The organism is Acidocella sp. C78 (genome assembly GCF_907164655.1).
Window position 1 is genome coordinate 1 of the sequence record NZ_CAJQZK010000116.1, and the last position, 25,645, is coordinate 25,645.

The following is a 25,645-nucleotide window of genomic DNA, read 5'->3' on the forward strand; positions in this document are numbered from 1 at the left end:
GCTACGGTTTCGGCCTCGACTTCGCCCGCCACGCGATGGGCTGGACCTGCCTTGGCATCGACCCCTCGCCGATGGCCCGCGTCGGTGCCGCCGATCTTGGGCTCGACATCATCGACGGCTATTTCCCCGACGCCCTGCCCGATGCTGAACCCGACGCCAAACCTTGGGACGTCATCGCCGCGACCGAGGTGATCGAGCACGTCCAGCGGCCCGCAGCCTTGATCGCCGAACTGCGCGCCCGCCTGGCGCCGGATGGCATTCTCCTGCTCACCACGCCCGACGGCGCGGCGATCGACCGCGCAACGCCGGAAAGCGACCTCGCCCAGCTCCTCGCCCCGGCATCCACATGGTCTTCCAGACCGAGGCGAGTCTGCGCCGCCTGCTCGAATCCGCCGGCTTCGCCAATGTCCGCGTTGCCCACGAGGGCTCACTCTGGTCGCCTATGCCGGCGCCACCCGCGGCGCGTTGGCCGAGGATGACGCCGCCAGCGCCCGCGCTTCCGCACCTGGCTCGCCGAACGGGCCCGCGCCTCGATCCGGTCTCCGATCCCGGCCTCGGCTTCGCCGCCCGCGCCCTGTTCGAGGCGGCGATCGATCTCGACTGGCCGGCCGCTGCCGCCGCACGATCCGGCCTCTGGCCCGCCATCCGCGCCCGCTACGGCTTTGAGCCCGACGCGCTGCAGACCATCCCGGCGGACTGGATGACCATGCCCCTTGCCCGGCTGAACGAGGTCATGCCGCTAAATCTCGGCATGATCCTGCACGCCGAGGCCAGCCGCCTGCGCGCCGCCCCGCCACGCGGCCGCGCGCCAGCGCCGTCTTCGCCCTCGCCGGCGATGCCGCCGCCGCCCTGCACGAAGCCCTTGCCCGCCTCACCCTGAACGACGCGCTGGCCACCCAGCTCGCCTTCCGCGCCGCCGCCGAAGCCGCGCTCGAGGCCGCCCGCCTCGCCGCCCCCGAAACCCTCGGCCGCTTCGCACACCTCGCCACCCGCGAGGCGCCCGAGGCCGAACGGCGCGACGTGCTCTGGCGCGGCGTGATCGAGCTGGTGAATGCCGGCGCGGAGGACCTCGCTCACGCGCTGATGCAGGCGGAAGGCCTCGCCGAACCCGGCCCCGACCTGCCGCCCGTCACCCGGCGGGACGCGCTGATCGTGCTCGGCCAGCTCGCCCTCGGCCCGGCGGCGATCCGCGCCACGCCCTCGCGATCGCCGATCGCCTCGGCGCCGACGCCCCCTCAAGCCCCGGCACGCCCTCCTGCTTGGTGCCCTCGTCCGCCTGTCGAATGACGGCGAGGAGACCGCCCTCGTCCCGCTGCTTCACCGTGCCGCGCCGCTCTGCGCCGGCCGCACCGACGCGCTCGGCACCGACGCTTCCAATGCCCTCGCCGGCGCCATCGAGCGCCATGCCGACCCGGCTGAAATTCCGCTCCTGCTCCGCCCGCTGGGGATCGACCCGCGGCGCCGGATCGAGGCGGTGCTCACCGCCTTCACCCGCCTCGTCGCTGACGGCCGCCACGACGAGGCGGTAGCGATGGCCGATGCCGAGAACATCGTCAGCCACGCCGTTGCCCGCGAAGACGCGATCGGACGCGACACCCGCCGCGCCCTCGCCTTGCTTGATCTTGCGACCGGCGATCCTGCTGATATTCCATCCCGCCTGTCCGGCCTTGCGCTTGATGATGCCACGCGACGGGAAATGGTCATCGATGGGTTTTGCCGGCTGGTGAACAACGGCCGCTACGCCGACGCCGCCCGCTATGCCGAAGCGGCCGACCTGGAGGCGCTCGCCGTCACCGGCAAGTCGGCCGATCCCCGCGCATCGCAGCGGTCAGCGGCCTTGCCATTCTCGACCTCGTCATTGGCGATCCGGCCCACGCCCCCGCCCGCATCGCCTCGGTGGAGGTTTCACCCGAGCGACGCCGGCAGATCACGCTCGGTGCCTTCGTCACCTTGGTCAACCGCGCCCGCTACGACGAGGCCGTTACCCTCGCCGAATCCGCCCCGATCGTCGACTGGGCCGCGACAGACGATGCCGACGGGCACGACGCCGCGATCGCCCTGATCGCCCTCACCCTGGTCGCCGGCGATCCCGCCGTACTGCCCACCCTGCTCGACGGTCTGCCACATCTCGATCACGCCGCAAGCAGTGATGCTCTGGTTCAGGGCGCGCTCCGCCTGCTCCACCTCAACCGGCCCGACGAAGCCATCCGCCTGATCGCCCAGTGAACGAGACCGCCCTCGCCCCGCCTGCGCGGATCGAATTGCTCGCCGCCAGGGCGGGCTGCGCCGCCGCCACGGGCGACATTGTCAATTTTACTCTTCTTCTGGACCGGCTTGAATCCGAGGGCGCGTCGGCCGAGCGCATAGCCAGCCTTGCGCTGGTCAGCTTCACCCAGGCGGTGAGTGCAGGAGATTTCGCGGTGGCATCGCTGCTGCGCCGGCGCATCGAACCTGCCTTCGCCGGCTTTGCCCCGGCGGCAAACGCGACGCTGCGCGGCGCCGGCTTCGCCCTCGGCCTGCTCGAACTTCAGGAGCCCGCCCGCCCGCACCGCGCCGAACTTGCCTTCGCGGCCGTTCGCCGCGGTTTCACCGCCGATCTCGCGGGGGGCGACGCCGCGCCGCCGCTATTCTGGGAAGCGCTGCGCGGCGAGATGATCGCCTTGCACCGCACAGGCCGTGCTGCCGAAGCCACCGCTCTGGGCCGCGCCATGCTCTCGCGCTATGACGGCGCTCCCGACAGCCTCAGGACCGAACTGGCCCCGCCCGCGCCATGAACACCGCCCAGCTTCTCCGCGCCGCCTGGCGCATCCTTAGCGACGCCTGCAATCTTGCCACGATGAGCGTTGCCGCCGTGCTTGGCCGGCTGCGCAACCCGCACCAGGTCATCGTCCGCAAGCCGGACCAGGGCATCGCCCTCGGCCCGCGCGTCGTTCTTTTCCTGCACTGGGACCGCGGTGGACGGGTGCGCGAGGCGCTGTTCGACTATATCGGCCAGCTCGCCGCCTCCGGCCGCTCGGTCGTCTTCGTCACCAATGCCGGCGAACTCGACCCCATCGCCGAGGTCCGGCTGCTCGCCCTCTGCGCCGGCATTCTCGTCCGCCGCAACATCGGCTACGATTTCGGCGGCTGGCGCGACGCAATCGAAACGCTCGATCTCCCGCAGGCCGGAACTGAGGAGATCATCATCGCCAATGACAGCATTTTCGGTCCGGTCCGCCCGATCGATTCGATGCTGCTCCGGCTCGACTACGACGAAGCCGATGTCTGGGGCCTGACCGAGAGCTGGCAGCGCCGCTATCACCTGCAGTCCTATTTCGTTGCCTTCGGCCCGCGCGCGATCCGCAGCCCCGCCTTCCGCAGCTTCTGGTCCGGCGTGATTCCGGCGCCGTCGAAAGCCTATGTAATCGGCAAATACGAGGTCGGGCTGACCCAGGCGATGATCCGCGGCGGTCTGCGCGTCGCCGCACTCTGGTCCTACGAGGCGCTGACCCGGCAGATCACCCGCGACCAGCTCGCCCCCTATCTCGACATCGAGCCCGGCGGGCGCGCCGACCCGCACGACCTCACCCGGTGGCTGCACATCCTGCGTCTGCGCGACGCCATTGCCCGCCGCCGCCCGCTGAACCCCACCTCCGATCTCTGGCGCCACCTGCTTCTGTCGGGCTATCCGTTCATCAAACGCGAACTGCTGCGCGACAACCCCACGAAAGTCGAGGATATCGGTGACTGGGCCGACCTGCTGCGCGACGAACTTGGCGCCGACCCTGCCCCTATCCTCGCCGATCTGCGCATGATGCTGCGCGGCGCCGCGCCATGAACGGGTGCGCCAGATGCGATGTCATCGCGCCACACGCCGCGGCGGCGCGCCACGGCGGCGTCCCATGGTGAAAAAAATCTTCGGCGCGCGCATGTATGTCCGGCTCGCGGCCGTGCTGGCCTGGACAATGGCGCTGCTGCCGGTCCAGCTCGTGCTGATCCGCCGGCACGGCCGCGCCAAGCGGGCGCTGCCGCTGCGCTACTGGGGCGGCGTAGCACGCATCCTCGGCCTTCAGATCCAGGTCATCGGCCGGCTGGCCGAAACCGAGACTCGTCCTGTCCTATTCGTCTCCAACCACACCTCCTGGCTCGACATCGTCGCCCTCGGCGCGGTGCTGCCGGGCTGCTTCATCGCCAAGGCGGATGTCGGGCGCTGGCCGGGCATCAGCGCCGTCGCCCGTGCCGGGCGCACCATCTTCGTCAGCCGTGCGCGCACCGGCGCCGGGCGCGAGCGCGCCGAACTCGCCGAGCGCCTCGCCGCCGGCGACAGCCTGATCCTCTTTCCCGAGGGCACCACGTCGGACGGCGCGCGGGTGCTGCCCTTCCGCTCCAGCTTCCTCGCGCTGGCCGAAACCGACCCGCCGCCGCTGATCCAGCCCGTCACCATCGTCTACGACCGAATGGATTCGCTGCCTGTCTGCCGCCGCAACCGCCCCCGCATCGCCTGGTATGGCGACATGGACATCGCCTCGCACTATGCCGAACTTGGTCGGCACGACTGGCGCGCCACCATCGTGCTCGACGACCCGATCGAGATCGACGGCGGTCGCAAGGCACTGACCGCGAGCCTCGAACGGCAGATCGCCGCCCGCGCCGCCGCAATCCGCCAGGGTCGCTTTCCCGGCCCCTTCACGAAAGCATAACCGGAATCCGCTTGACAGTGCCGCCCCACGATCTGCGATAGTTATGATCATGGAATCGGGAGCAATCTCATTCTCACGCGCTTGACCCGCCCGGCGTCCCGGCACATCCACAGGGCAAACCCTTGCCCGGATGTACTGGAATGACCGAGACCGCCTCCCGCCGCACGCTGCACATCACCACTTGGGGCTGCCAGATGAACGTCTACGACAGTGGACGCATGGCGGACGTCCTCCGCCCGCTCGGCTACCAACAGGTCGCCACCCAGGACGCGGACATGGTGATCCTCAACACCTGCCACATCCGCGAGCGCGCCTCGGAAAAACTGTTCTCCGAGCTCGGCCGCCTGCGCGCGCTGAAGGAATCCCGCGGCGGCGCGATGATGATCGCCGTCGCCGGCTGCGTCGCCCAGGCCGAGGGCGCGGAAATCCTCGCCCGCGCCCCGCATGTGGATCTCGTGGTCGGCTCGCAGGCCTATCACCGCCTGCCCGAGCTGATCGCCGAGATCGAGCAGAAGCGCCGCGCCGTGATCGACACCGATTTCCCCGCGGCGCAGAAATTCGACCTGCTGCCCGAGGACCAGGCCAGCCAGGGCCCGATCGCCTTCCTCGCCATTCAGGAAGGCTGCGACAAGTTCTGCACCTTCTGCGTCGTCCCCTACACGCGCGGCGCCGAGGCCAGCCGCCCGGCCGCCGCCATCCTCGCCGAGGCCCGTCGCCTCGTCGCCGGCGGGGCGCGCGAAATCGCCTTGCTCGGCCAGAACGTCAACGCCTGGCATGGCGAAGCGCCGGACGGCAGCACCTGGCCCCTCGCCCGCCTGCTCGCCGAACTCGCCGACATCGACGGCCTTGCCCGGCTGCGCTACACCACCTCCCACCCGCGCGACATGGATGCCGCCCTGATCGCCGCCCATCGCGACAATCCGAAACTCATGCCCTTCCTGCACCTGCCGGTGCAGTCTGGCTCGGATGCGGTCCTCGCCCGCATGAACCGCCGCCACGGGGCGGACCTGTTCCGCCGCATCGCCGGCGAGCTGCGCGCGGCCCGGCCGGACATCGCGCTGTCGTCGGATTTCATCGTCGGCTTCCCCGGCGAGACCGACGCCGATTTTGCCGCGACCATGCGGCTCGTCCGCGAAACCGGCTTTGCCCTGGCTTACAGCTTCAAATATTCCCGCCGCCCCGGCACCCCCGCCGCCGACGCCGCCGACCAGATCGACGAGGCGGTGAAGGATGCCCGCCTGCAGGAACTCCAGGCCGTGCTGCGCGACCAGCAGCACGAATTCAACCGCGCCCAGGTCGGCCGCAGCTTCGAGGTCCTCTTCACCGGCTCCGGCCGCCATCCCGGCCAGTCCGCCGGCCGCTCGCCCTACCTGCAACCCGTCGTCGTCGACGATGCCGACATAGCGCCCGGGACTCTCCGCACGGTGAAAATCGTGCAGTCCAACCCCAATTCTCTCATGGCCAGTCTCACACAGGAGCAGATCGCCGCTTGAGCCAGATCGTCACATCCCAGCCGCCCAGGCTGTCCCGCACCCTCACCTTCAACGACAACGGGTTGCTCTCCATCCTGCTCGGCGATCACGACCGCAACCTCGCCCGCCTTGAAAAGCGCCTGCATGTCCGGCTCGCCTGCCGCGGCAACCGGGTGTCGATCTCGGGCGAGCCCGACCAGGTCGTCGCCGCCGAAACCGCCCTGTCGTCGCTCTACGACCGTCTCGCCCGCGGCGAACAGATCTCCGGCGCCGAGGTCGATGCCGCCGCCCGCCTGGTCGATCCCGCCGCCGAGCCCCGCCTGCCGCTGTCCGACCTGCCGGCGATCCGCACCCGCAAGGGCGTGGTCGGCCCGCGCAGCCCCGGCCAGGCCGCCTATATCGAGGAGCTCTCCCGCCACGAAATGGTCTTCGGCATCGGCCCCGCCGGCACCGGCAAGACCTATCTCGCCGTCGCCCAGGCCGTCGCCATGCTCACCTCCGGCCGGGTCGACCGCATCGTCCTCTCCCGCCCCGCGGTCGAGGCCGGCGAGCGCCTCGGCTTCCTGCCCGGCGACATGAAGGAAAAGGTCGACCCCTATCTCCGCCCGCTCTACGACGCGCTGCAGGACATGATGCCCGGCGAGGTCATGGCCCGCCGCATGGCCGCCGGCGAGATCGAGATCGCCCCGCTCGCCTTCATGCGCGGCCGCACCCTCGCCCATGCCTTCGTCATCCTCGACGAGGCGCAGAACACCACCCCGGCGCAGATGAAGATGTTCCTCACCCGCATGGGCGAGGGCACCCGCATGGTCATCACCGGCGACCTCTCGCAGATCGACCTGCCGCCCGGCAGCCGCTCGGGCCTGGCCGACGCGCTGGAGACGCTGGAAGGCGTATCGGGCATCGGCGTCACCCGCTTCAATGCCGGCGACGTGGTGCGCCACCCGCTGGTCGCCCGCATCGTCGAGGCCTACGACCATCGCTCGGAGGCGCAGCGCGAGCGCGCGCGGGATCTGTGAACGAGCCTCCAAGTAGCCTCCCCCGCGGCGCCGCGCTGCGGGGGCTCATCCACATTTCTGAGCCCCGCTGGCGCCGCTTCGTGCCGGACGCCGAGCGCGTGGTCGCCCGCGCGCTCGAAGCCGCCGGCGCCGCCTGCCCCGTCATCCTGGCCGACAACCGCACGGTGAAGGCGCTGAACGCGCGCGACCGCGGCCGCAACAAGCCCACCAACGTCCTCACCTACGAGATGCCGCCGGAGATCATCCTCGCCCTCGGCGTCGTCCTGCGCGAGGCCCGCGCCGCTCGCCGCCGCCCCGCGCACCACCTCGCCCATCTCGTTGTCCACGGCGCGCTCCACCTCGCCGGCGAGGACCACCACGAAGCCGGCGAGGCCCGCCGCATGGAACGCCTCGAAACCCGCCTGCTGCACCGCCTCCGCGTGCCCAACCCGTGGAAATACGCGTCATGACCGCGCGCAGGGCTGGTGTGGCGGCTGCGCGCCAAAATATGACCGCGCGCAGGGCTGGCGTGGCGGCTGCGCGCCGAAGCGAAAAAATTCATCGGCGAAGCCGGAGGATGCGCCGATGAGCGGCAGCTGGTTCTCCCGCCTGCTCAGCAAGATGCGCGAGCAGCCCGACCTGCGCCGGCAGATCGGCGAGCTGATGGAGGAAGCCGCCGAGGAAGCCGGCGGCGATGAGGGCGGCACCGGGCTCGACCGCCAGGAACGCGCACTGATCGCCAACGTGCTCCGCCTGCGCGGCATCACCGCCGACGACGTGATGATCCCCCGCGCCGACATCGTCGCCATGCGCGCCGACGTCACGCTGGACCAGGCGATCGACCAGATCCGCCGCGAGGGCCATTCCCGCATGCCCGTCTTCGGCGAGCATCTCGACGACATTCTCGGCATGGTCCACATCAAGGACGTGGTCGGCTACACCGGCCGTCCCGAATCCTTCTCGCTCCGCGCCATCCTCCGCCGCCCGCTGATGGTCGCGCCCCAGATCCCGGTGCTCGACCTGCTGCTGCAGATGCGCCAGCGCCGCACCCATCTCGCCCTCGTCATCGACGAATATGGCGGCGTTGACGGCCTCGTCACCATCGAGGACCTCGTCGAGACCATCGTCGGCGACATCGACGACGAGCACGACGAGATCGAGGGCCCGCTGATGATCGACCGTGACGACGGCGCGGTCGATCTCAACGCCCGCCTCCCGGTCGAGGATTTCACCGCCCGGTTCGGCGACTTCCTGACCGACGAGGAAAAGGAAGCCGATCTCGACACGGTGGGCGGCCTCGTCTTCACCCTCGCCGGCCGCGTGCCCACCCGCGGCGAGATCATCTCCCACCCCGCCGGCATCGAGTTCCTGGTCCTCGACGCCGATGCCCGCCGCATCCGCCGCCTGCGCGCCCGCCGCATCGCCCCCGAATCTTCCTGATCCCAGCCCGCCGGATGTGCGCATCCGTGCCGTCCCGGCAAGGGTCTTTTGCAGCCCCCGCGCCTACCGCGCCGCCGCGCGCGGGCGCACATCGGGGGCAGACCACCACGCAAGGACCAAGACCATGACTCGCAAGATCCTGCTTTCGCTCATCCTCGCCCTCGCCGCACCGGCGGCCCATGCGGCGGCGACGCACGACGTCCCCTGGTTCGCCGGCCACGCCGCCGCCCGCCAGGCCGCGCTCGCCGCCTGCGCCGCCAATCCAGGCGATCTCGCGGCCAGCCCCGACTGCGTCAACGCCACCGCCGCCGCCCGCGCCGCCCTCGCCCGCGAGCTCTGACCCGGCGCCTCAAGCCACGCGCGGCACGCGGATCACGGCAATGCTGCGCTGCAACAAAAACAACTCACAAATCCCGCTGCCGTGCTAGAAAAATCTCAGGACGTTTCCTCCCTAAACTTGGCGGTGCTTAGGCACCGCCTTTTTCTTTTTCGAGGTGCAGCGCCCCGATCCACCCGGCAATCACCGTCTCGACCCGCCCCTCGATCCCGAGATACCCGTGCGGGCCGAGCGAACCGCAAGGCCAGTCTCCCGCCGTCCCGCCCGCGACCATTCGTACCGTCACCGACGATGCCCCATCCAGCGCCCGCGCGATCGCCGGCGGCTGTCCAGGCGGCGCGACCGGGCAGCGGTCGTCCCGGTTGGCGACGATCAGCACCGGCGGCCGCACCGCGGCCGGATCGGCGTCGAACACCGTCATCCGGCTGAGCCGGCCCGGCACCGACGCCGTCTCGCCCGTGTTCGCGGTCATGAGGCACATTTGGCTGTGTGTGGCTTGGGCAAGTGGTTGAATTGGTTGGATTGAATGATCGTGGAGTGGGCGGAATCTGCGCCAACACATAGACACACGACTCTCGGCCTTGTGTCTTTTATAACCTGACGAGATACGCTATTCGATAGGCATGTATCTGCGTGTCACCCAGCGCCGGAACCGCGACGGCTCCACGGTCCGCTACTATGGGCTCGCGGAGAACGTCTGGAACACCGACAGCAAGCGGTCGGAGACCCAGGTGATCCACAGTTTCGGCCGTGCGGATCAACTCGATCGCGCCGCTCTCGAGCGGCTGGTGCGCAGCATCAACCGTGTGCTGGGCGATGACGAGCAGGTCGGTGATGGCGCGCCGGCAGGCACCGCGCCGCCCGATATCGAGATCGACGCCGCCTTCGAGTTCGGCATTCCGCTGACAGCGCGGCATCTGTGGGAGGAACTCGGCATCGGCCCGGCGGTCAGGGATTGCCTGAGCAAGGCGGAGCTCACCGCTCCGCATGAGGCGGCGTTGTTCGCGATGGCGGCGAACCGGCTCGATGATCCAGGCTCGAAGCGTGCCTGCGCGGAGCGGTGGCTCACCGACACTGCCTGGCTGCCGGAGGCGACTGATTTGACGGTCGACCACCTCTACCGCGCCCTCGATGTTCTGGCGGTCTGGGCCGACGCGATCGAGCGGGCGGTGTTCCTGCGGGCCGCCGACCTGTTCCGCCTCGATGTCGATCTGATCTTCTATGACACCACGACGGCCTATTTCGAGATCGACGAGGCCGACGAGACCGAGCAAGTCTGGGCCGGGCGGCTGTTCGCCCCGCTGCGCCGGCGCGGCCACAGCAAGGAAGGACGCGACAATCAGCCGCAGGTGATCATCGCCATGGCGGTGACACGGGACGGCATGCCGGTTCGCTCCTGGGTGCTGCCGGGCGACACCGCCGATGTCGCGACGGTGGCGAGGATCAAGGAGGATCTGCGCGCCTGGAACCTTGGGCGCTGCCTGTTCGTCGGCGACGCTGGCATGTATTCGGCGGACAATCTGATGGCGCTGAGCAAGGGGCTCGGCCACTACATCCTGGCGGTGCCGATGCGCCGGCTGCGCGATGTGGATGAGGCGGTTCTGACCCGACCGGGGCGCTATCGGAAGGTTGCCGACAATCTTCAGGCCAAGGAGGTCGTGGTCGGCGACGGTGAGCGGCGCAAGCGTTACGTTCTTTGCCTGAACCCTGAGGAAGCCGAGCGGCAGCGCCAGCATCGCGACGAGGTTCTGGCCGGCCTGCGCGCCGAACTGGCGTTGCTCGCCGCACGTGATGCCGAGCATCCCAAGGCCGCCTGCGCACTGCTCACCTCGCGCCGCTACGGCCGCTACCTGAGAGCCGGACCGAAAAAGATAGTTGAGCGATTTCAGTAAGTTGTGATTCAGTTCGTTTGCGAAGACGGACGGAGACACGATGACCTGGACTGAAATCGCTCGGCGACGATATTGCCGGGCCGGATTGCGCTACGCAAGCGACCTCACCGACGCTGAATGGGCCATGATCGAGCCGTTCATGCCCGCTCCGCAGCATCGAGGCCGACCCCGAAGGGTGGCGCTTCGAAGGATTGTGGAGGCCATCTTCTACATGCTGGCAACCGGCTGTCAGTGGCGCCAGATCCCGAAGGAATTCGCTCCGTTCACCACCGTGCAGGGGTATTTCTACCGCTTCTGTCGTGACGGCACGTTCGATCGCATCAATCACGTCCTAGTCATGCAGGCGCGGGAAATGGCCGGACGCGAGGCTTCGCCCACAGCCGGTGTGATCGACAGTCAGTCGGTCAAGACCACCGAAGCCGGCGGGCCGCGCGGGTTCGATGCCGGAAAGAAGATCAAGGGCCGCAAGCGCCACATCATCACAGATACAATCGGCCACCTCGTCGGTGCCGTCGTTCATCATGCCGGTATTCAGGACCGCGACGGGGCGCCCGACGTGCTCAAATCCGTCAAATCCCTGTATCCCTGGTTGCGGCACATATTCGCTGACGGCGGTTATGCCGGTCCTAAACTCAATGGACGCCTCGCCAAAATCGGCAAATGGACCATACAGATCGTAAAGCGCTCCGACGCCGCGAGCGGGTTTGAACTCCTGCCGCGGCGCTGGGTGGTAGAAAGAACCTTCGCCTGGCTCGGCAGATGCCGACGTCTCGCAAGGGATTTCGAGGCCACCGTTACCAGCGCCACCGCATGGCTCTTCCTCGCCCATATCCGCCTGCTCACACGAAAAATCGCCCGTCACCGATAGTCGCACTACCATTCAGATTCGGGCTCTGAGCACGGATGCGGCCGGCAGGCCGCATCTGGATTCCGGAAAGATCGCCCATGCCGCCCGCTTCGACGGCAAGTTCGTCGTGATCACCAACGACGACACGCTGTCCACCGAGGACGTCGCCCTCGGCTACAAAGGCGGGACCATCATCGAAGCCTGCTTCCGGCGGATGAAGCAGACCGGGCTCGAGGTCCGGCCGATGTATCACTGGAGCCCGCGCCGGATCGAGGCGCATGTCCGGCTCTGCGTCCTTGCCCTGCAGATACAGCGCTCGGCGGAGTTGCGCTGCGGCCTTCCCTGGGCGCGGATCGCCCACATCCTGGCCGGCCTCAAGGCGGTCCGCTATCAGATCGCCGGCCGGACTATTGTTCAGCGCACGAAAATCAGCCCCGAAGCTGCCGAGATCCTGAAAAATCTTGGAATATCAAAGCCAAAGAAGCTGCTCACAGTCATCGAGCCGCCGCAGGCCAAGGCCGCCTCATAGATACACGCTCCGATTCCGCATCGAAAATCCATCGGAAAATAGACAGACTTTCCTCACGTCTGCCTCATGACCGCGAACCCGGGTCTCGGTGAGCACCACCCCGGCGAGGCTCCCCGCCGCCGCACGAGCCGCACCAGCCCGGCGACAATCGCGGCGAAGCCCGGCCCATGCCGGTGGCCGCGCAGGTCCCGCCCGGCAGTATCACCAGCGTCGCGCGCGGATGCGCCGGGCGCAGCACCAGCACACGCTCCGGCCCGAGCGCCGTGTCCAGCCGCACCACCCGCGCCCGCGCCGCCGCCAGCGGCAGCCAGGCCAGCGCCAGCGCGGCAAGCGGGGCGCGCATCCGCCCGCGCTCAGGCCGCGCCGGGCTGCGCCCCGTCATACCCCTCGACCACCACCACATCGGCGACCGACGCCCCGTCGCGCAGCGCCTTCGCCCTCGCGTATTCGGGCGAGTGATAGCAGGCCAGCGCCGCCGCGTGGTCGGGGAATTCCAGCACCACGATCCGCGACCGCATCCCGCCCTCGACCGCCTGCGCCGCCCCGCCGCGCACCAGGAACCGCGCGCCATATTTCGCGAACGCCACCGCGTTCTCCCGCACATAGGCCGCATAGGCCTCGGCGTCGCTGACATCGACGCTCGCGATCCAGTATCCCTTCGCCATTCTTCCGCTCCATCCGACTCCGGCCCGGCCACCCGCGCAACGCGCCAACCCTCGCACACCGAAGCCGTTACGCAAAAATTAAGCGCAGGGTGATACCCTGGGCGCATGTCGAACCACACCGCCAGCCCGTTCCTGTTCCTCGAAGGCGGGATCGGCGATTTCCTGCAATGCCTGCCGGTTCTCCTCCAACCGGCGGCAAGGGGGGCGCGCCTCATCGTCGCCACCCACCAGCGCGGCGCCGAAGCGCTGTTCTCGGGCCTCGGCATCGAGGTCGAGACCATCTTCCATTTCAACGATGAAGCGTCCCGCCGCCGCATCATCGAGCATCTCGACGTGCTCGGTCCGCACATGATCTGCCCGCGCGCGCACTATTTCGCCGCCAATCCCTTTCCCCCCGCGCCGGCGCGCTTAGACGGCACGCGCCGCACCATCGGCATCCATCTCGGCGGCTCGGCCTATGCCGTCGCCCTGCAGCGCCAGTGGGGCATCCCGCCGAAAACCCTGCCGCCCGCGATCCTCGACGCGCTTCTCCCGCTCGACGCCGATCTGCTTCTCTTCGGCACCGCGGCGGAAATCGAGAGTTACGGCCTTGCGCCACGCGACAATCTCACCGCCGTCTGCTGCGCCGAGATCAGCGACTCCCTCGCCCATGTCGCACAATGCGACCTGATGATCGGCAGCGACAGCGCCTTCAAGACCGCATCCGCCATGCTCTCGATCCCCACCTTCGTCTGGCTCGGCGACTATGCCGACCCGCCGCGCGATACGATGTTCATCGACCCCTATGTGGCCGCCGGCATCATGCAGGTTTTCCGCTATACCGATCTCGCGCACCCGGCCCAGCGCGGCGCCGGCATCGCCGCCACCTACCGCTTCATCGCCACCACCCCCTCGCACCCGCGCGCGAGCGCCGCCTGACGACACCGCCGCCCTTGCCCACCCCCCGGCCGCCGTGGTCCTTTGGGGCACAGCCAGCGCCGTCCCCCTCCCCAGCCCCGGCAGCCGCTTCCACGCGATCCTCGCGACGCTGTACGACCGCGTGGCCGCGGAGGGTCACCGACGCAGCATCGCCGGCCCCTTGGTGATCCTGATCTGGACGCGCCTGCGCCACCTCGCCGACCGTCTCGCCGCGGCGCTGGACGGCCCGCAGCGCCCCGCGCGCGCGCCATCCCGCACCCGCCCGCCATCCGTCCCCGTCGCACCCGCATCCGCTGCCGCGCCGCCTCGGCTGGCTCGGCACCCTCATCCCCGCCGCCGCCGGCCAGATCCGCCACTTGCTGAACGACCCCGAAATCCTCGCCCTGGCCGCCGCCTCACCGGCCGCCGGGCGCGCCCTGCGCCCGCTCTGCCACATCCTCGGCCTGCGCCCGCCGCCGGCGCTGCGCCGCCCCAAACGCCCCGATCCCGCGCCTGATCCCGCGCCCGATCCCGTACCGGCACGAGCCGCCGTGCCGTCACCATACGCCGCACAACCCGTTCCCGCCTCCGGTCCCGATGCCGCCGCGCGGCTCGCGCATCCGCCCCCCGCCCGCCGGAACCGCCGAAACGGCGCCTGACGCGCGCCGCACCATCGCGCCCTTTTCGTTACGATTTCGAAATAAAACAATCACGACAAGCGCGCGGCCAGATAATCCGTCACCGCCTCCCAGATTGACGCAAGCAAAATATCTGTTGGACCTTAAATCAGGCAGATCATGATGCCAACCCCAAAAGCCTCCGCCAATCACCACGACCTCATCCCCTCGCCTTGTCCAGATTCATTCAAAAATTTGATTTTACGAATTTCCCATTATTTTTCATGAGTATTTTCATGATCGCGGCAGCCCTCTCGGCAAAATCTGCCCAAAGCGGGTTTCATTACCAGATTTGAATCACTACTCTTTACCACCCGCAAACACGTGGCGGACCCGGATTGATTGTTCGAGAGCGAGAGGAAGAGGAGGGAAACATGACATTTTCAACAACGCGGCGCGGCGCGCTCACCCTGTTCGGCGCCGGCATGACCGCCGCAACCCTCGGCGGCGAGGCCGAGGCGGCAACCGTGCTCGAGGGCATCCGCCGCCGCGGCTTCATCCGCATCGCCATCGCCAACGAGGTGCCTTACGGCTTCATGAACGCCGACGGCCAGGCCCACGGCATCGCCCCCGACGTCGCGAAACACGTCCTCGGTGAAATCGGCATCCACCGCCAGCAATGGGTCGTCACCCCCTTCGGCTCGCTGATCCCCGGCCTCAAGGCCCGCCGGTTCGACATGGTCGCCGCCAGCCAGAACGTCCTGCCGGCGCGCTGCACCCAGGTCGCCTTCTCGGCGATCAATTCGAGCTATGGCGAGGGCCTGCTGGTCAAGGCCGGCAATCCGCACGGCATTCACGGCTATGACTGGTTCCTCAAGCACCGCGACAAGAAACTGGCACTTGTCAGCGGCGCCGACGAACTCCGCTTCGCCCATGCCGTCGGCATCCATGACAGCCAGATCGTCAATCTCAGCGCCAATGCCGACGCGCTCTCCGCCGTGGCCGATGGCCGCGTCGCCGCCTACGCCGCGACCGGCCTCACCGTCGCCCGCCTCGCCCGCCACAGCAAGGCCGTCGAGCCCGCCGCCCCCTTCACCCAGCCGATGGTCGACGGCCACTCGGTCCGCAGCTACGGCGCCTTCAGCTTCCGCAAGAACGAGACCTCCCTCCTTACCGCCTTCGACAAGGCGCTCGACGCCTACAAGAAAACCGACGCCTGGGCCCACACGCTGATGAAATACGGCCTGACGAAGCAGGACGTCGAAGCCGCCCGCCAGATGACCACGGCGGATCGCTGCAAGGCGTGACGACCGGCGCGGCGGAGCGGACCTGATGCACTGGACCGGCTTCATCGCCCCGCTCGCGCGCGGCGCGTGGATCACGGCCGAGATCACGGCGTATTCGACGGTGCTGGGCGCGGCCCTGTCCTTCGTCGCCGGTCTCGGCCGCGTCTCGCGCAGCCGCGCCGTCCGCGTCACCGCCGCCGTCTATATCGAGATCTTCCGCGGCACCTCGCTGCTGGTGCAGATGTTCTGGCTCTACTACGCGTTGCCCCTGCTCGGCCCCTCGCTGCCGCCGATGGCCAGCGGCGTGCTCGCCCTCTCGCTGAATATCGGCGCCTATGGCGCCGAGGTCGTGCGCGGCGCGATCAACGCCGTCCCGCGCGAGCAGTGGGAAGCCTCGACCGCGCTCAACTTCACCCGCCGCCAGGCGCTCTGGCGGATCATCATGCCCCAGGCCCTCGCCGAGATGATGCCGCCCTTCGGCAATCTCGCGATCCAGAACCTGAAGGACACCTCGCTGGTCTCGCTGATCACCATCAGCGACCTCACCTTCCATGCCGACGCGCTGCGCAACCTCACCCTCGCCAGCACGCCGATCTACACGCTGACCCTGCTGATGTATTTCGGCATGGCGCTGGTGCTGACGGCGCTGAGCCGCCTGATCGAGCGCTGGAGCCGCCGCCATCTCGCCCCGTCACGGGGGGCGCACGCATGATCTACGGCATCCACTGGGATCTCCACAGCCCGCTCGCCTTCGCGATCTCGATCCTGCCGATCCTGCTGATCGGCATGAAGATTACGGTGGAGGCGACCATCCTCGGCTTCCTGGTCGCCCTGCTGCTCGGCCTCGTCCTCGCCCTGCTGCGGCGGGTGCCGCTGCGGATCATCGCCTGGCCCACCGCGGTGGCCATCGAATTCCTCCGCGACACGCCGCTGCTCGTGCAGCTCTTTTTCCTCTATTACGTGCTGCCGAAATACGGCGTTACCCTGCCCGCCCTGTTCACCGGCGTGCTCGCCCTCGGCGTGCAGTACAGCGCCTACACGTCCGAGGTCTACCGCGCCGGGCTCGAAGCGGTCGATCGCGGCCAGATCGAGGCGGCGACGGCGCTGAACCTCTCCCGCGCGCGGCTCTACCGCACCATCATCCTGCCGCAGGCGATCCCGCGCATCATCCCGGCACTCGGCAACTACCTCGTCTCGATGATCAAGGACACGCCAGTACTCTCGACCGTGACGGTGATGGAAATGCTCAACCTCGCCCAGATCATCGGCGACCGCACCTATCGCTACCTCATCCCGCTGACCATCGTCGGCGCCCTGTTCCTGCTGCTGACGGTGATCGCCAGCACCGCCGTCAACCGGCTCGACCGGGTGCTGCCCAAGGAAGGAGTTCCATTGCGATGAGCCCGCCCGCCGAACCCGGCACGGCCCCGGACGAGATCATCCGTTTCGAGAAGGTGACGAAGCGATTCGGCCCTCTGACCGTGCTCGACGATTTCGACTTCCACGTCGCCCCCGGCGAGAAGGTGACGCTGATCGGCCCATCCGGCTCCGGCAAGTCCACCGTGCTGCGCATCCTGATGACGCTGGAGCCGTTCCAGCAAGGTCGGGTCGAGCTTGACGGGATTTCCTATCATGAACCCGGCGGCAAGGGGCCGTTCAAGGCCTCGCCACGGCATCTGCGCGAGATCCGCACCCGGGTCGGCATGGTGTTCCAAGGCTTCAACCTGTTCCCGCACATGACGGTGCTGCGCAACATCATCGAGGCGCCAGTCGCCGTGCTGAAAATCCCGAAGGAGGAAGCGATCGAACGGGCGACCGGCCTGCTCGACCTCGTCGGCCTCGCCGACAAGAAGGACGCCTATCCACGCCAGCTCTCCGGCGGCCAGAAACAGCGCGTCGCGATCGCCCGCGCCCTCGCCATGCGCCCGCGGGTGATCCTGTTCGACGAACCGACCTCGGCGCTCGATCCGCAGCTCGTCGGCGAGGTGCTGAACGTCATCCGCGACCTCGCGCATGAGCACGACCTGACCATGCTGATGGTCACCCACGAAATGCGCTTCGCCCGCGAAATCTCCGACCGCGTCTGTTTCTTCGACCAGGGCCGCATCGCCGAGCAGGGCGCGCCGGAGGAAATTTTCGGCGAACCGCGGGAAGAGCGCACCCGGGAATTCCTGCAATCCGTGCTCGGGTAATCCTTCTCTGGCGTTCCCCGCATACCGGCCCCTCGGCGACGGCATCCAGAAAAGAGCCACGCGGAGGGAACAGGTATGGCCCCAACTCCATGCGCGCTATATCGAATGGATGTCGCTGCGTTTCCGATCCGCCCGATCGTTCCACGAACCATCATCTGGCCCTGCGTCTGAAATGATCCGTGCGGCGGACCGCGGACGTTGAAACCCATATCCGCCATTGCCGAAGGAACCGAGGACCGATGACCACCGATACCCCCCGCAAGCCAGGCCGTCTGTTCTTCGCGAATCCCGGCCCGACCAACATTCCCGATCCCGTGCTGCGGGCCATGGACCGGCCGACGACCGATTTCATGAGCGCCGATTTCATCGAGATCTATGACCGCGCGGTGGCAGGGCTGAAACGGTTGCTGTTCACGACCGGCGAGGTGTTCATCTACACCTCCAGCGGTCACGGCGCCTGGGAGGCAACGCTACAGAACCTGTTCTCCCCGGGCGATCGGATTCTGATGCCGGAGGCCGGGTATTTCTCCCGTGTGTGGGGAGCCATGGCGCGCACGCTCGGCCTTGAGGTCGAGATGCCGGAAGCCGACTGGCGGCGCGGCCCCGATATTGGCGCCATCGCCGACCGACTCGCTGCCGATTCGGCGCACGAAATTAAGGCAATCTGTATCGTCCATAACGAAACCTCGACCGGCGTGGCGCTGCCGCTACACGAGATCCGCGCCGCGCTGGACGCGGCGAGCCATCCGGCGCTGCTTCTTGTCGACACCATCTCCTCCTTCGGCTCGTTCGAATTCCGCTTGGCCGACTGGGGAATCGACGCTGTGGTGGGCGGCAGCCAGAAGGGGCTGATGCTGCCAGCGGGCCTCGCCTTCACCGCGGTGAGCGACAAGGCGCTTGCCGCCCATGCCGGGGCACGGCTGACGCGGTTCTATTTCGACTGGACCAGGATGATGGCGCGCCGGCACCGCAGCTTCACCGGGACCGTGCCCATCGCCCCAATTTGCGGACTTCTGGAATCCGTCCGGCTCATCGAGGCTGAAGGGATCGAGGCGGTGTGGCGCCGCCATCGTCGCCTCGCGGAAGCGACGCGGCGAGCGGTTTCGGTCTGGAGCGGCAACCAGGGTGTGGCCTTCTTCTGCACCGAACAGGCAAGGCGGTCGGATTCTGTAACGGCGATCCACATGCCCGAGGGCCACGACGCCGAGGCCGTGCGCAGGATCGCCTATGACCGGTTCAACGTTTCGCTTGGCGCTGGCCTCGATCCGCTTGGCGGCAAGGTGTTCCGCATCGGCCATATGGGCGATCTGAATGAACCCATGCTTCTGGGCACGCTCGGCGTGGTCGAGATGGCGCTACGCCTCGCCCGCGTGCCGCATGCCCGCGGCGGCGTCGACGCGGCGATCGACTATCTCGGCGGGAGCTGAACAATCAACGCTTCCCACTGGATCAGCGGCGCCGCATGTTGAGTCTGGCAGCCGGGCAGGGTAATCAGACGGTACCGTGCCGGGTTAGCACAGCGGTAGTGCAGCGGTTTTGTAAACCGAAGGTCGGGGGTTCAAATCCCTCACCCGGCACCAGCCTGCCACAGAGTTTGATTGCCAGCGCTTTCGGCGACGGGTACGGCGGATGCACGATCTGTTGGCATCAAATTTCATACCGTCGCAATCGGCGTCACCGGCGAGCCGACCGCACCTGGCAGCCGCAGAGGTGGCGCGGTCAGCAGGAACCTCGAGCGCCTGTTCGAGCGCAGCCAATCCGCGAGAGGTGTCAGATGCCATAGCTCGCCGAGATGAATGCCGTTCTTGAACAGACAATGTTCATGGATCGGCAAAACCGAACAGCATTCATCGGCTCCAGGCTGCGCCGGGAAGGCTTCGACGGCGTAATTATCGGCAATCAGGACGGCGAGGCCACTTGCCGTGATCCAGTTCAGCAACCGGGCATCACGGCCATTCAGAACCGCACAGGCTCCATGAAGGATCGACCCATCCGGCTTGCGGTCCATCTCGAGGAGATGCTGGGCGAAGCCTGTATGCAGGCAGACCATGTCTCCGGTTTCGACTTCGACACGATCGGCCTCGATCACCCGCATGAGTTCATCGTAGCCGACCAGTGTGCGGGCATCGCCGTAATGCGCCCGCAAGTCGATCATAACGCCGCGCCCCTGCACCCCACGACTGGCCATGCGCTCGATTCCGAGCGCCCCGGCATTCGATGTGCTTTGCCGCCTCATCGTGGGCTGAATGCCAGCATCCCTGCCATCCTCAGGTCCGATAATGTGCTCCCCGGCGCGAAAGCCGTTGTAGAAAACCTTCTCCAGAATCCCGTCTCCATCGACGTCGAAGAGGCCGCCGACATGAGACAGGGCATCCCACTGCGTCGAGTATTGCAGATGGATGATCGCCAGATCGTCATTGAACACATCGGTTCGCATACGTTCCGGACCCGTCAGCGTGCAATTGAAATTCGGCCGATCTCCCCGCAAGGTTGGCCGCAGAACCGGCGGGTGGCGCCGTTCGTTGAGCAGGCTACCCCCCGGATAATCGAGCGGTAGGCTGAGGCAGAAAACAAGCCCCTCATGCGCCTCCGCAAGCCCCTGCCTTACCTTTTCCGCCGTAATGAGGTTGAGACGGCCATTCTGGTCATCCGGCCCGAAATCTCCCCAGTTCGACCCCTCGGGACGATGACGCCAGCGCGGGTTGGGCATTTCGTTTCCTTTCCATTCTTGCGTTTGCATCATGTTGTTGAACACTACCAAGCGCGTGTCGGGACAATCGTCAAACTGCGAGCCTGCCGAATTGCGTCTACGCAACCCGCCTTGCAATTATGCTATCATATGATATTTCGATATTTATGGAAAAATCGGAACAAAGCCGGGCTGGCCGCGATATCGCCTGGATGGTGACCGCCCTCTCCGCCCTTGCACATGAACATCGGCTTGCCACCTATCGTCTGTTGGTTGAAGCAGGACCGGGCGGGCTAGCCGCAGGCGAAATCGCCGAGCGCCTCGATCTTATGCCGTCCTCCCTGACATTTCATGTCCAGGCCCTGGCCCGAGCTGACCTGATCACGCAACGGCGCGTAAGCCGCAACGTGATCTACGCAGCCGATTTTTCCGCCATGAACGACCTTGTGTCTTATCTCGCGAAAAACTGCTGTGGTCGGGGTTCCACCATCTATCCTGCATTGTGCGATCCCAGCCCCATGGCGGCGCGACAAGGCCCATGACGGGCCGATGAACAGCCCATGGCTCATTCCCGCTTGGGGATCGGCCACAAATCTCAACCTGCCCGTAGACCGACAAGGATCAGTATTGTGAGTGTTACGATTTATCATAATCCCGCCTGCGGCACGTCACGCAACGTCCTCGGCTTCATCCGCAATGCGGGAATCGAGCCGAACGTGATCGAATACCTGCAAACGCCGCCAAGCCGCGAAGAATTGCGTGACTTGATCGCGCGCATGGGTGTCTCCGTGCGCGCCGTGCTGCGCGAAAAGGGTACGCCCTATGCTGAACTCGGCCTCGATGACGATACGCTGACTGACGAGGCACTGCTGGATGCGATGATGGCGCATCCGATCCTGATCAACCGGCCGATCGTGGTGACCGACCGCGGCGTGCGTCTCTGCCGCCCGTCGGAAACCGTGCTCGATATTCTGCCCGCCCCCCAACGGGGCGCCTTCGCCAAGGAAGGCGACCGGCACCAGCCTTGACCCTCCCGTCCTTCAGCCGGAAGCAACATCATGCTCGCCTTCGCGATCTTCATCGCCACACTCGTGCTCGTCATCTGGCAACCCCGCGGTCTCGGCATCGGCTGGAGCGCCATGGCTGGCGCAGCGGTCGATCTCGCGCTCGGCATCGTCCACTGGCGGAACATCCCTACCGTCTGGCACATCGTCTGGAACGCGACCTTCACCTTTGTCGCGCTGATCGTGATTTCATTGCTTCTCGACGAGGCTGGATTCTTTCGCTGGGCGGCGCTGCATGTCGCCCGCTGGGGACGGGGACGCGGGCGATTGCTCCTGCCTCTGGTCGTGCTGCTCGGTTTCGTGATCTCGGCGATCTTTGCCAATGACGGCGCCGCCCTGCTGCTGACGCCGATCGTCATGGCGGTTCTCGCCAGCCTCGAATTCCCTCCCGCGGCGGCGCTCGCCTTCATCATCGCAACCGGCTTCGTCGCCGATACGACAAGCCTGCCGCTCGTCATATCCAACCTCGTCAACATCGTCAGTGCCAATTTCTTCGGAATTGGCTTTACCCGCTACGCATTGGTGATGGTCCCGGTCGATCTCGTCGCCCTCGCGACGACCCTCGCTGTGCTGATGCTGCGCTACGGCGCCGCCGCGAACCGGCGCTATGATCTTGCCGAGCTCGAAACCCCGGCGCACGCGATCCACGACCACGTTGTTTTCCGCGCCGCGTGGCCGGTGTTGGTTGTGTTGCTTGCGGCCTATTTCATCACCGCCCCGCTCGGCGTCCCTGTCTCCTACGTCACGATCGCCGGCGCGCTCGCGCTGCTCGCACTCGCCGCGCGCTGGCCCGTCGGCGGACGCCGCGTGATCGACATCAGGCGCGTATTGCATGGCGCGCCCTGGCAGGTCGTGATTTTCAGTCTTGGCATGTATATGGTCGTCTACGGGCTGCGTAATGCCGGGCTGACCGGCCATCTCGCCGCTTTGCTACGGATCTTCGCCGCGAACGGAATCTGGGCCGCCTCGCTCGGCACCGGCATTCTCGCAGCCTTGCTCTCCTCGGTAATGAACAATATGCCGAGCGTGCTGGTGGGCGCGCTGGCCATCGCGCATGTCCATGCCCCCGCCGCGATTCGCGACGCGATGATCTATGCCAATGTCATCGGTTGCGATCTCGGCCCCAAGCTCACTCCGATCGGCAGCCTTGCGACACTGCTCTGGCTGCACGTCCTTGCCGGCAAGGGGGTGCGGATCGGCTGGGGAGACTACATGCGCGTCGGCATCCTGATTACCCCGCCGGTTCTGCTGGCGACATTGGCAGCCTTGGCATTCTGGCTACCGATGGCCTTTTCTACCGGGCACGGTTAGAACATCATCCGATCAGGTGGAGTCATCTGATCGGGTAAAGATGCTATAATTATCAATATCATAGAGCACTGCATCTGGAAGACTTGCCAAACTATCCCGCCATTGACGCGGCAGCTTCGGGTTGCCCGGCGGCGGGGCGGGTTTCGTCTTTCTGCGCAAGGACAAGACGGGCCCGCAACCCGGGCTGATTGTCTTCCAGCAACAAGGTGCCGCCGTGCAACTGAGCGATCGCCGAGACGAGTGCGAGGCCCAGCCCCGATCCCGGCGTGGAGCGTGCCGATTCCGCGCGATAAAAACGCTCCGTGGCACGGGATAGATCAGCCTCGGGAATGCCAGGCCCGTGATCGGCGACAATGATTTCAACACGTCCACCGCCGGCGTGAGCGGAAATCGTTACCTTGTCTGCCTGGCTGGAAAACTTGATCGCGTTGTCGAGCAAATTGGCGACTGCTTGCTGCAGCATGTCACGATCGCCGAAAAGCGGGATTGATTTCGGCCAGTTTCGAAGAATCGAGATGCCGCGTTCATCCGCCAGAGCGTCAAAGAATTCGGCGAGATCCTCAAGAACAGGAGCAAGATCGATGTCCCTGAACGCGGATCGTCTGGCGCCCGCCTCGATTTCGGCAATGCGCAACAATGCCTGAAAGACGTTGACGATCCCGTCGAGATCGAGCGTTGCCCGCTCGACCGCGTTTCTCAGTTCCTCACTGGTCCGGGCATGCGATGCTGCGTCCTCAAGGCGCGTGCGCGCCCGGGTAATCGGCGTACGAAGGTCGTGCGCAATTGCATTGGAAACCTCGCGCACGCCGTCCATCAGCTTCGCGATCCGGTCGAGCATGTCGTTGATCGTTTCCGCGAGTTCGTCGAACTCGTCGCCGTTTCCCGAGCGGCGCACCCGCCGGGTAAGATCCCCACGTGCAATCGCACGGGTGATGCCGGATATGTCCGCAAGCGAGCGCTTGAACAGGCCGCGAATAACGATGGCGCCGAGAACCCCCAGAAACGCCATGGCCGCCAGCGCCCAGAGAAGACCGTCCCGCAAAATCCGGCGCAACTGCGCCCGCGTGCTGACATCCCGGCCGACAAGCAGCTGAAAGCCGCCTGGAAGTTCGTAATATCGAATCAATGCCGTCGATTTTCGTCCGCCCCGTTCAAGCGGCACCTGATACCAGACATGCGCGGTAGTGATGCCCTGCGGCCACCGGCTCATGTTGCCGGCAATCCGATTGCCAAGGGGATCCACCAGCAGATAGATGGCGTGATCGTTTATGTCCTCGCTGATCCGGCTATCCAATGTAATGACCAGAGCCGTCAGGCCACCGGCCTCGAAATGTGTGGCAAGGCTGCGGGCATCCACACGAATAGCCTCATGCGTCTGCCGCCCCAGCAAACCGATCGTCGAATAATAGAGTGAGCCCGCCAGCACGATGGCTGATATGCCGAAGACGAGAGCATAAAATACAGCAAAACGGACTCCCGCCGACCGCAGGAGTCGGTTCTGCACGACCCGCGGGCGAGGCGGATCCTGCCCCTCTGCCGTATCGGATAGAGACCTTCCCACAGACGGGCCTCAGGGTTCCTCGACGCGAAGCATGTAGCCGGCGTTACGCACCGTGTGGAGCAACGGCAGATCGAACGGTTTGTCGATCTTCTGGCGCAGCCGGGAAATATGCACGTCGATCACGTTGGTCTGCGGATCGAAGTGATAATCCCAAACGCCCTCGAGAAGCATGGTTCGCGTGACGACCTGGCCGGCATGGCGCATCAGGTATTCGAGCAGGCGGAACTCACGCGGCTGAAGATCTATCTTCTGGCCAGCTCGTTTCACGCCACGGGACAGCAGATCCATTTCGAGATCTCCCACCGTCAGACGGGTCGACGGTCCCTCGCCTTTGCCGCGCCGCGCCATTGCCTCGACACGCGCCAGCAATTCCGCAAACGCGAATGGCTTGGTGAGATAATCGTCGCCCCCCGCCTTGAGACCCTTCACGCGGTCGTCCACCTCACCCAGCGCCGACAGAAACAGGACGGGCGTTGCATTGTCCTGCGCGCGAAGCGTTTCGAGCAGACGTAGTCCGTCGATCCCTCCAGGGAGCATTCGGTCCAGAATAATGGCATCAAAATTCTCGGACGCAGCCATGAACAAGCCGTCACGGCCATTATCAGCATGCTCAACAGTATGCCCGGCCTCTCGGAGACCTTTTACCACAAAACCGCCAACGTCCTTATCATCTTCAACAACCAATATTCTCATCTATGATCCCCGAGTTTAGTAGGCCTGAAACCGCCCGTTACAAATTGTATCCACATCTTGCGATCCTTCTGCTCCCGAAAAGCGACACCTGTGGATTTGGGCGTTGCGACGCCAAGATACCGTTACATGCATTTGACACGTAAAATGGTCATCCCCTTGATGGCAAGGATATTGGAGCGATTGTGGCGCCCTGCAAACAGCGAAGATCGACCTACCAGAACAGGCAAATTTTCCTGTATTTGTCCCGCCAATTTTATCTCGGAGTGAATAAAAACAAATTATGATTCATGACCCTACCAAAGAAACACCACCAAAATCATATCAAAAAAACAAATAATTAATATATTATTTTTCAATATTTAAATTATAATAATAATTATTATTAAATGATTTAAAATTCATTCGATCGTTTAGATAAAAATCTAGCGGACTCAAGAAATAAGTAGTGAGCGCTTGAGGCGCCCTGTCACTATGAC

At 66.0% G+C, this 25,645-nt stretch carries 31 protein-coding genes and 1 tRNA gene; 24 read left to right on the forward strand and 8 right to left on the reverse strand.

Annotated features, from left to right (window positions below):
• Window positions 1-479, forward strand: a 479-nt coding sequence (locus tag ACIDOCELLA78_RS91710) for a bifunctional 2-polyprenyl-6-hydroxyphenol methylase/3-demethylubiquinol 3-O-methyltransferase UbiG (RefSeq protein ID WP_249676182.1), incomplete at its 5' end; no start/stop codon positions are given.
• A 175-nt stretch (window positions 480-654) separates the two neighbouring features.
• On the opposite strand, the gene ACIDOCELLA78_RS91715 is transcribed toward ACIDOCELLA78_RS91710, so the two are convergent.
• Both ACIDOCELLA78_RS91715 and ACIDOCELLA78_RS91720 read right to left on the reverse strand, forming a co-directional pair.
• On the reverse strand, window positions 655-1,077 hold the full coding sequence (locus tag ACIDOCELLA78_RS91715; protein ID WP_249676185.1) for a hypothetical protein: 423 nt from the start codon (window positions 1,075-1,077) through the stop codon (window positions 655-657).
• Window positions 1,078-1,129: 52 nt separating this feature from the next.
• Window positions 1,130-1,561: a hypothetical protein gene (locus ACIDOCELLA78_RS91720; protein ID WP_249676187.1), complete on the reverse strand. Its 432-nt coding sequence runs from the start codon at window positions 1,559-1,561 to the stop codon at window positions 1,130-1,132.
• Window positions 1,562-1,896: 335 nt separating this feature from the next.
• On the opposite strand from ACIDOCELLA78_RS91720, the gene ACIDOCELLA78_RS91725 reads away from it, so the two are divergent.
• The 9 genes from ACIDOCELLA78_RS91725 to ACIDOCELLA78_RS91765 all read left to right on the forward strand — a co-directional run bounded on the left by ACIDOCELLA78_RS91725 (window position 1,897) and on the right by ACIDOCELLA78_RS91765 (window position 8,929).
• Entirely contained in the window at window positions 1,897-2,226 is a 330-nt protein-coding gene (locus tag ACIDOCELLA78_RS91725; protein ID WP_249676192.1) for a hypothetical protein, read from the forward strand.
• Entirely contained in the window at window positions 2,223-2,774 is a 552-nt protein-coding gene (locus tag ACIDOCELLA78_RS91730) for a hypothetical protein (protein WP_249676194.1), read from the forward strand. The genes ACIDOCELLA78_RS91725 and ACIDOCELLA78_RS91730 overlap by 4 nt, the downstream gene beginning before the upstream one ends.
• The gene (locus tag ACIDOCELLA78_RS91735; RefSeq protein WP_249676199.1) at window positions 2,771-3,817 is read left to right on the forward strand and encodes a rhamnan synthesis F family protein; all 1,047 of its coding nucleotides are present in this window, start codon (window positions 2,771-2,773) and stop codon (window positions 3,815-3,817) included. Before ACIDOCELLA78_RS91730 ends, ACIDOCELLA78_RS91735 begins: the two co-directional genes overlap by 4 nt.
• Before the next feature lie 64 nt (window positions 3,818-3,881).
• A complete protein-coding gene (locus tag ACIDOCELLA78_RS91740; RefSeq protein WP_201729140.1) occupies window positions 3,882-4,679 on the forward strand; it encodes a 1-acyl-sn-glycerol-3-phosphate acyltransferase in 798 nt (265 codons plus the stop codon).
• A 140-nt stretch (window positions 4,680-4,819) separates the two neighbouring features.
• Complete coding sequence (miaB, locus tag ACIDOCELLA78_RS91745; RefSeq protein ID WP_201729141.1) at window positions 4,820-6,172, forward strand: tRNA (N6-isopentenyl adenosine(37)-C2)-methylthiotransferase MiaB; 1,353 nt, start codon at window positions 4,820-4,822, stop codon at window positions 6,170-6,172.
• The gene (locus tag ACIDOCELLA78_RS91750) at window positions 6,169-7,170 is read left to right on the forward strand and encodes a PhoH family protein (RefSeq protein ID WP_201729142.1); all 1,002 of its coding nucleotides are present in this window, start codon (window positions 6,169-6,171) and stop codon (window positions 7,168-7,170) included. The genes miaB and ACIDOCELLA78_RS91750 overlap by 4 nt, the downstream gene beginning before the upstream one ends.
• Complete coding sequence (gene ybeY / locus ACIDOCELLA78_RS91755) at window positions 7,167-7,619, forward strand: rRNA maturation RNase YbeY (RefSeq protein ID WP_201729143.1); 453 nt, start codon at window positions 7,167-7,169, stop codon at window positions 7,617-7,619. The genes ACIDOCELLA78_RS91750 and ybeY overlap by 4 nt, the downstream gene beginning before the upstream one ends.
• 115 nt (window positions 7,620-7,734) lie before the next feature.
• Entirely contained in the window at window positions 7,735-8,589 is an 855-nt protein-coding gene (locus ACIDOCELLA78_RS91760; protein WP_201729144.1) for a hemolysin family protein, read from the forward strand.
• A 124-nt stretch (window positions 8,590-8,713) separates the two neighbouring features.
• Window positions 8,714-8,929 (forward strand): EexN family lipoprotein, encoded by a 216-nt coding sequence (locus ACIDOCELLA78_RS91765; protein WP_201729145.1) that lies wholly within the window; start codon window positions 8,714-8,716, stop codon window positions 8,927-8,929.
• Window positions 8,930-9,056: 127 nt separating this feature from the next.
• Here ACIDOCELLA78_RS91765 and ACIDOCELLA78_RS91770 read toward each other — a convergent pair whose 3' ends face one another.
• Window positions 9,057-9,398 (reverse strand): hypothetical protein, encoded by a 342-nt coding sequence (locus tag ACIDOCELLA78_RS91770; protein ID WP_249676202.1) that lies wholly within the window; start codon window positions 9,396-9,398, stop codon window positions 9,057-9,059.
• A gap of 151 nt (window positions 9,399-9,549) precedes the next feature.
• Here ACIDOCELLA78_RS91770 and ACIDOCELLA78_RS91775 point away from each other — a divergent pair, with 151 nt between their 5' ends.
• From ACIDOCELLA78_RS91775 to ACIDOCELLA78_RS91785, 3 genes are all read left to right on the forward strand, one after another.
• A complete protein-coding gene (locus tag ACIDOCELLA78_RS91775) occupies window positions 9,550-10,818 on the forward strand; it encodes an IS1634 family transposase (RefSeq protein WP_249676205.1) in 1,269 nt (422 codons plus the stop codon).
• A gap of 40 nt (window positions 10,819-10,858) precedes the next feature.
• On the forward strand, window positions 10,859-11,686 hold the full coding sequence (locus ACIDOCELLA78_RS91780; RefSeq protein ID WP_201727504.1) for an IS5 family transposase: 828 nt from the start codon (window positions 10,859-10,861) through the stop codon (window positions 11,684-11,686).
• A gap of 106 nt (window positions 11,687-11,792) precedes the next feature.
• Window positions 11,793-12,194: a hypothetical protein gene (locus tag ACIDOCELLA78_RS91785; protein ID WP_249676208.1), complete on the forward strand. Its 402-nt coding sequence runs from the start codon at window positions 11,793-11,795 to the stop codon at window positions 12,192-12,194.
• A gap of 64 nt (window positions 12,195-12,258) precedes the next feature.
• On the opposite strand, the gene ACIDOCELLA78_RS91790 is transcribed toward ACIDOCELLA78_RS91785, so the two are convergent.
• Complete coding sequence (locus ACIDOCELLA78_RS91790; protein ID WP_249676210.1) at window positions 12,259-12,537, reverse strand: hypothetical protein; 279 nt, start codon at window positions 12,535-12,537, stop codon at window positions 12,259-12,261.
• A 10-nt stretch (window positions 12,538-12,547) separates the two neighbouring features.
• Window positions 12,548-12,859: a DUF1330 domain-containing protein gene (locus ACIDOCELLA78_RS91795; RefSeq protein WP_201729146.1), complete on the reverse strand. Its 312-nt coding sequence runs from the start codon at window positions 12,857-12,859 to the stop codon at window positions 12,548-12,550.
• Window positions 12,860-12,964: 105 nt separating this feature from the next.
• Here ACIDOCELLA78_RS91795 and ACIDOCELLA78_RS91800 point away from each other — a divergent pair, with 105 nt between their 5' ends.
• The 8 genes from ACIDOCELLA78_RS91800 to ACIDOCELLA78_RS91835 all read left to right on the forward strand — a co-directional run bounded on the left by ACIDOCELLA78_RS91800 (window position 12,965) and on the right by ACIDOCELLA78_RS91835 (window position 19,431).
• Complete coding sequence (locus tag ACIDOCELLA78_RS91800; RefSeq protein WP_201729147.1) at window positions 12,965-13,777, forward strand: hypothetical protein; 813 nt, start codon at window positions 12,965-12,967, stop codon at window positions 13,775-13,777.
• Window positions 13,778-14,133: 356 nt separating this feature from the next.
• Window positions 14,134-14,415 (forward strand): hypothetical protein, encoded by a 282-nt coding sequence (locus tag ACIDOCELLA78_RS91805; RefSeq protein ID WP_249676213.1) that lies wholly within the window; start codon window positions 14,134-14,136, stop codon window positions 14,413-14,415.
• Window positions 14,416-14,807: 392 nt separating this feature from the next.
• The gene (gene ehuB / locus ACIDOCELLA78_RS91810) at window positions 14,808-15,680 is read left to right on the forward strand and encodes an ectoine/hydroxyectoine ABC transporter substrate-binding protein EhuB (protein ID WP_201729148.1); all 873 of its coding nucleotides are present in this window, start codon (window positions 14,808-14,810) and stop codon (window positions 15,678-15,680) included.
• A gap of 25 nt (window positions 15,681-15,705) precedes the next feature.
• Window positions 15,706-16,371, forward strand: coding sequence for an ectoine/hydroxyectoine ABC transporter permease subunit EhuC (gene ehuC / locus ACIDOCELLA78_RS91815; RefSeq protein ID WP_201729149.1), 666 nt, complete (start codon window positions 15,706-15,708; stop codon window positions 16,369-16,371).
• Window positions 16,368-17,060, forward strand: a complete 693-nt coding sequence (gene ehuD / locus ACIDOCELLA78_RS91820) for an ectoine/hydroxyectoine ABC transporter permease subunit EhuD (protein WP_201729150.1) — start codon at window positions 16,368-16,370, stop codon at window positions 17,058-17,060. Before ehuC ends, ehuD begins: the two co-directional genes overlap by 4 nt.
• Window positions 17,057-17,851, forward strand: a complete 795-nt coding sequence (gene ehuA / locus ACIDOCELLA78_RS91825) for an ectoine/hydroxyectoine ABC transporter ATP-binding protein EhuA (protein WP_283770852.1) — start codon at window positions 17,057-17,059, stop codon at window positions 17,849-17,851. The genes ehuD and ehuA overlap by 4 nt, the downstream gene beginning before the upstream one ends.
• Before the next feature lie 239 nt (window positions 17,852-18,090).
• The gene (locus ACIDOCELLA78_RS91830; protein ID WP_201729151.1) at window positions 18,091-19,278 is read left to right on the forward strand and encodes an alanine--glyoxylate aminotransferase family protein; all 1,188 of its coding nucleotides are present in this window, start codon (window positions 18,091-18,093) and stop codon (window positions 19,276-19,278) included.
• 78 nt (window positions 19,279-19,356) lie between these two features.
• Window positions 19,357-19,431 (forward strand) — tRNA-Thr (locus ACIDOCELLA78_RS91835).
• Between the two features lie 74 nt (window positions 19,432-19,505).
• On the opposite strand, the gene ACIDOCELLA78_RS91840 is transcribed toward ACIDOCELLA78_RS91835, so the two are convergent.
• A complete protein-coding gene (locus tag ACIDOCELLA78_RS91840; protein WP_249676215.1) occupies window positions 19,506-20,606 on the reverse strand; it encodes a cyclase family protein in 1,101 nt (366 codons plus the stop codon).
• A 146-nt stretch (window positions 20,607-20,752) separates the two neighbouring features.
• On the opposite strand from ACIDOCELLA78_RS91840, the gene ACIDOCELLA78_RS91845 reads away from it, so the two are divergent.
• From ACIDOCELLA78_RS91845 to ACIDOCELLA78_RS91855, 3 genes are all read left to right on the forward strand, one after another.
• A complete protein-coding gene (locus ACIDOCELLA78_RS91845) occupies window positions 20,753-21,082 on the forward strand; it encodes a helix-turn-helix transcriptional regulator (RefSeq protein ID WP_201729190.1) in 330 nt (109 codons plus the stop codon).
• Between the two features lie 87 nt (window positions 21,083-21,169).
• A complete protein-coding gene (gene arsC, locus ACIDOCELLA78_RS91850; RefSeq protein WP_201729152.1) occupies window positions 21,170-21,568 on the forward strand; it encodes an arsenate reductase (glutaredoxin) in 399 nt (132 codons plus the stop codon).
• Window positions 21,569-21,598: 30 nt separating this feature from the next.
• Window positions 21,599-22,915: an arsenic transporter gene (locus tag ACIDOCELLA78_RS91855; protein WP_283770853.1), complete on the forward strand. Its 1,317-nt coding sequence runs from the start codon at window positions 21,599-21,601 to the stop codon at window positions 22,913-22,915.
• A 91-nt stretch (window positions 22,916-23,006) separates the two neighbouring features.
• On the opposite strand, the gene ACIDOCELLA78_RS91860 is transcribed toward ACIDOCELLA78_RS91855, so the two are convergent.
• Together ACIDOCELLA78_RS91860 and ACIDOCELLA78_RS91865 are read right to left on the reverse strand one after the other, a co-directional pair.
• Complete coding sequence (locus ACIDOCELLA78_RS91860) at window positions 23,007-24,341, reverse strand: HAMP domain-containing sensor histidine kinase (protein ID WP_249676219.1); 1,335 nt, start codon at window positions 24,339-24,341, stop codon at window positions 23,007-23,009.
• Window positions 24,342-24,485: 144 nt separating this feature from the next.
• Complete coding sequence (locus ACIDOCELLA78_RS91865; RefSeq protein ID WP_201729153.1) at window positions 24,486-25,169, reverse strand: response regulator transcription factor; 684 nt, start codon at window positions 25,167-25,169, stop codon at window positions 24,486-24,488.
• Between the last annotated feature and the right edge of the window lie 476 nt (window positions 25,170-25,645).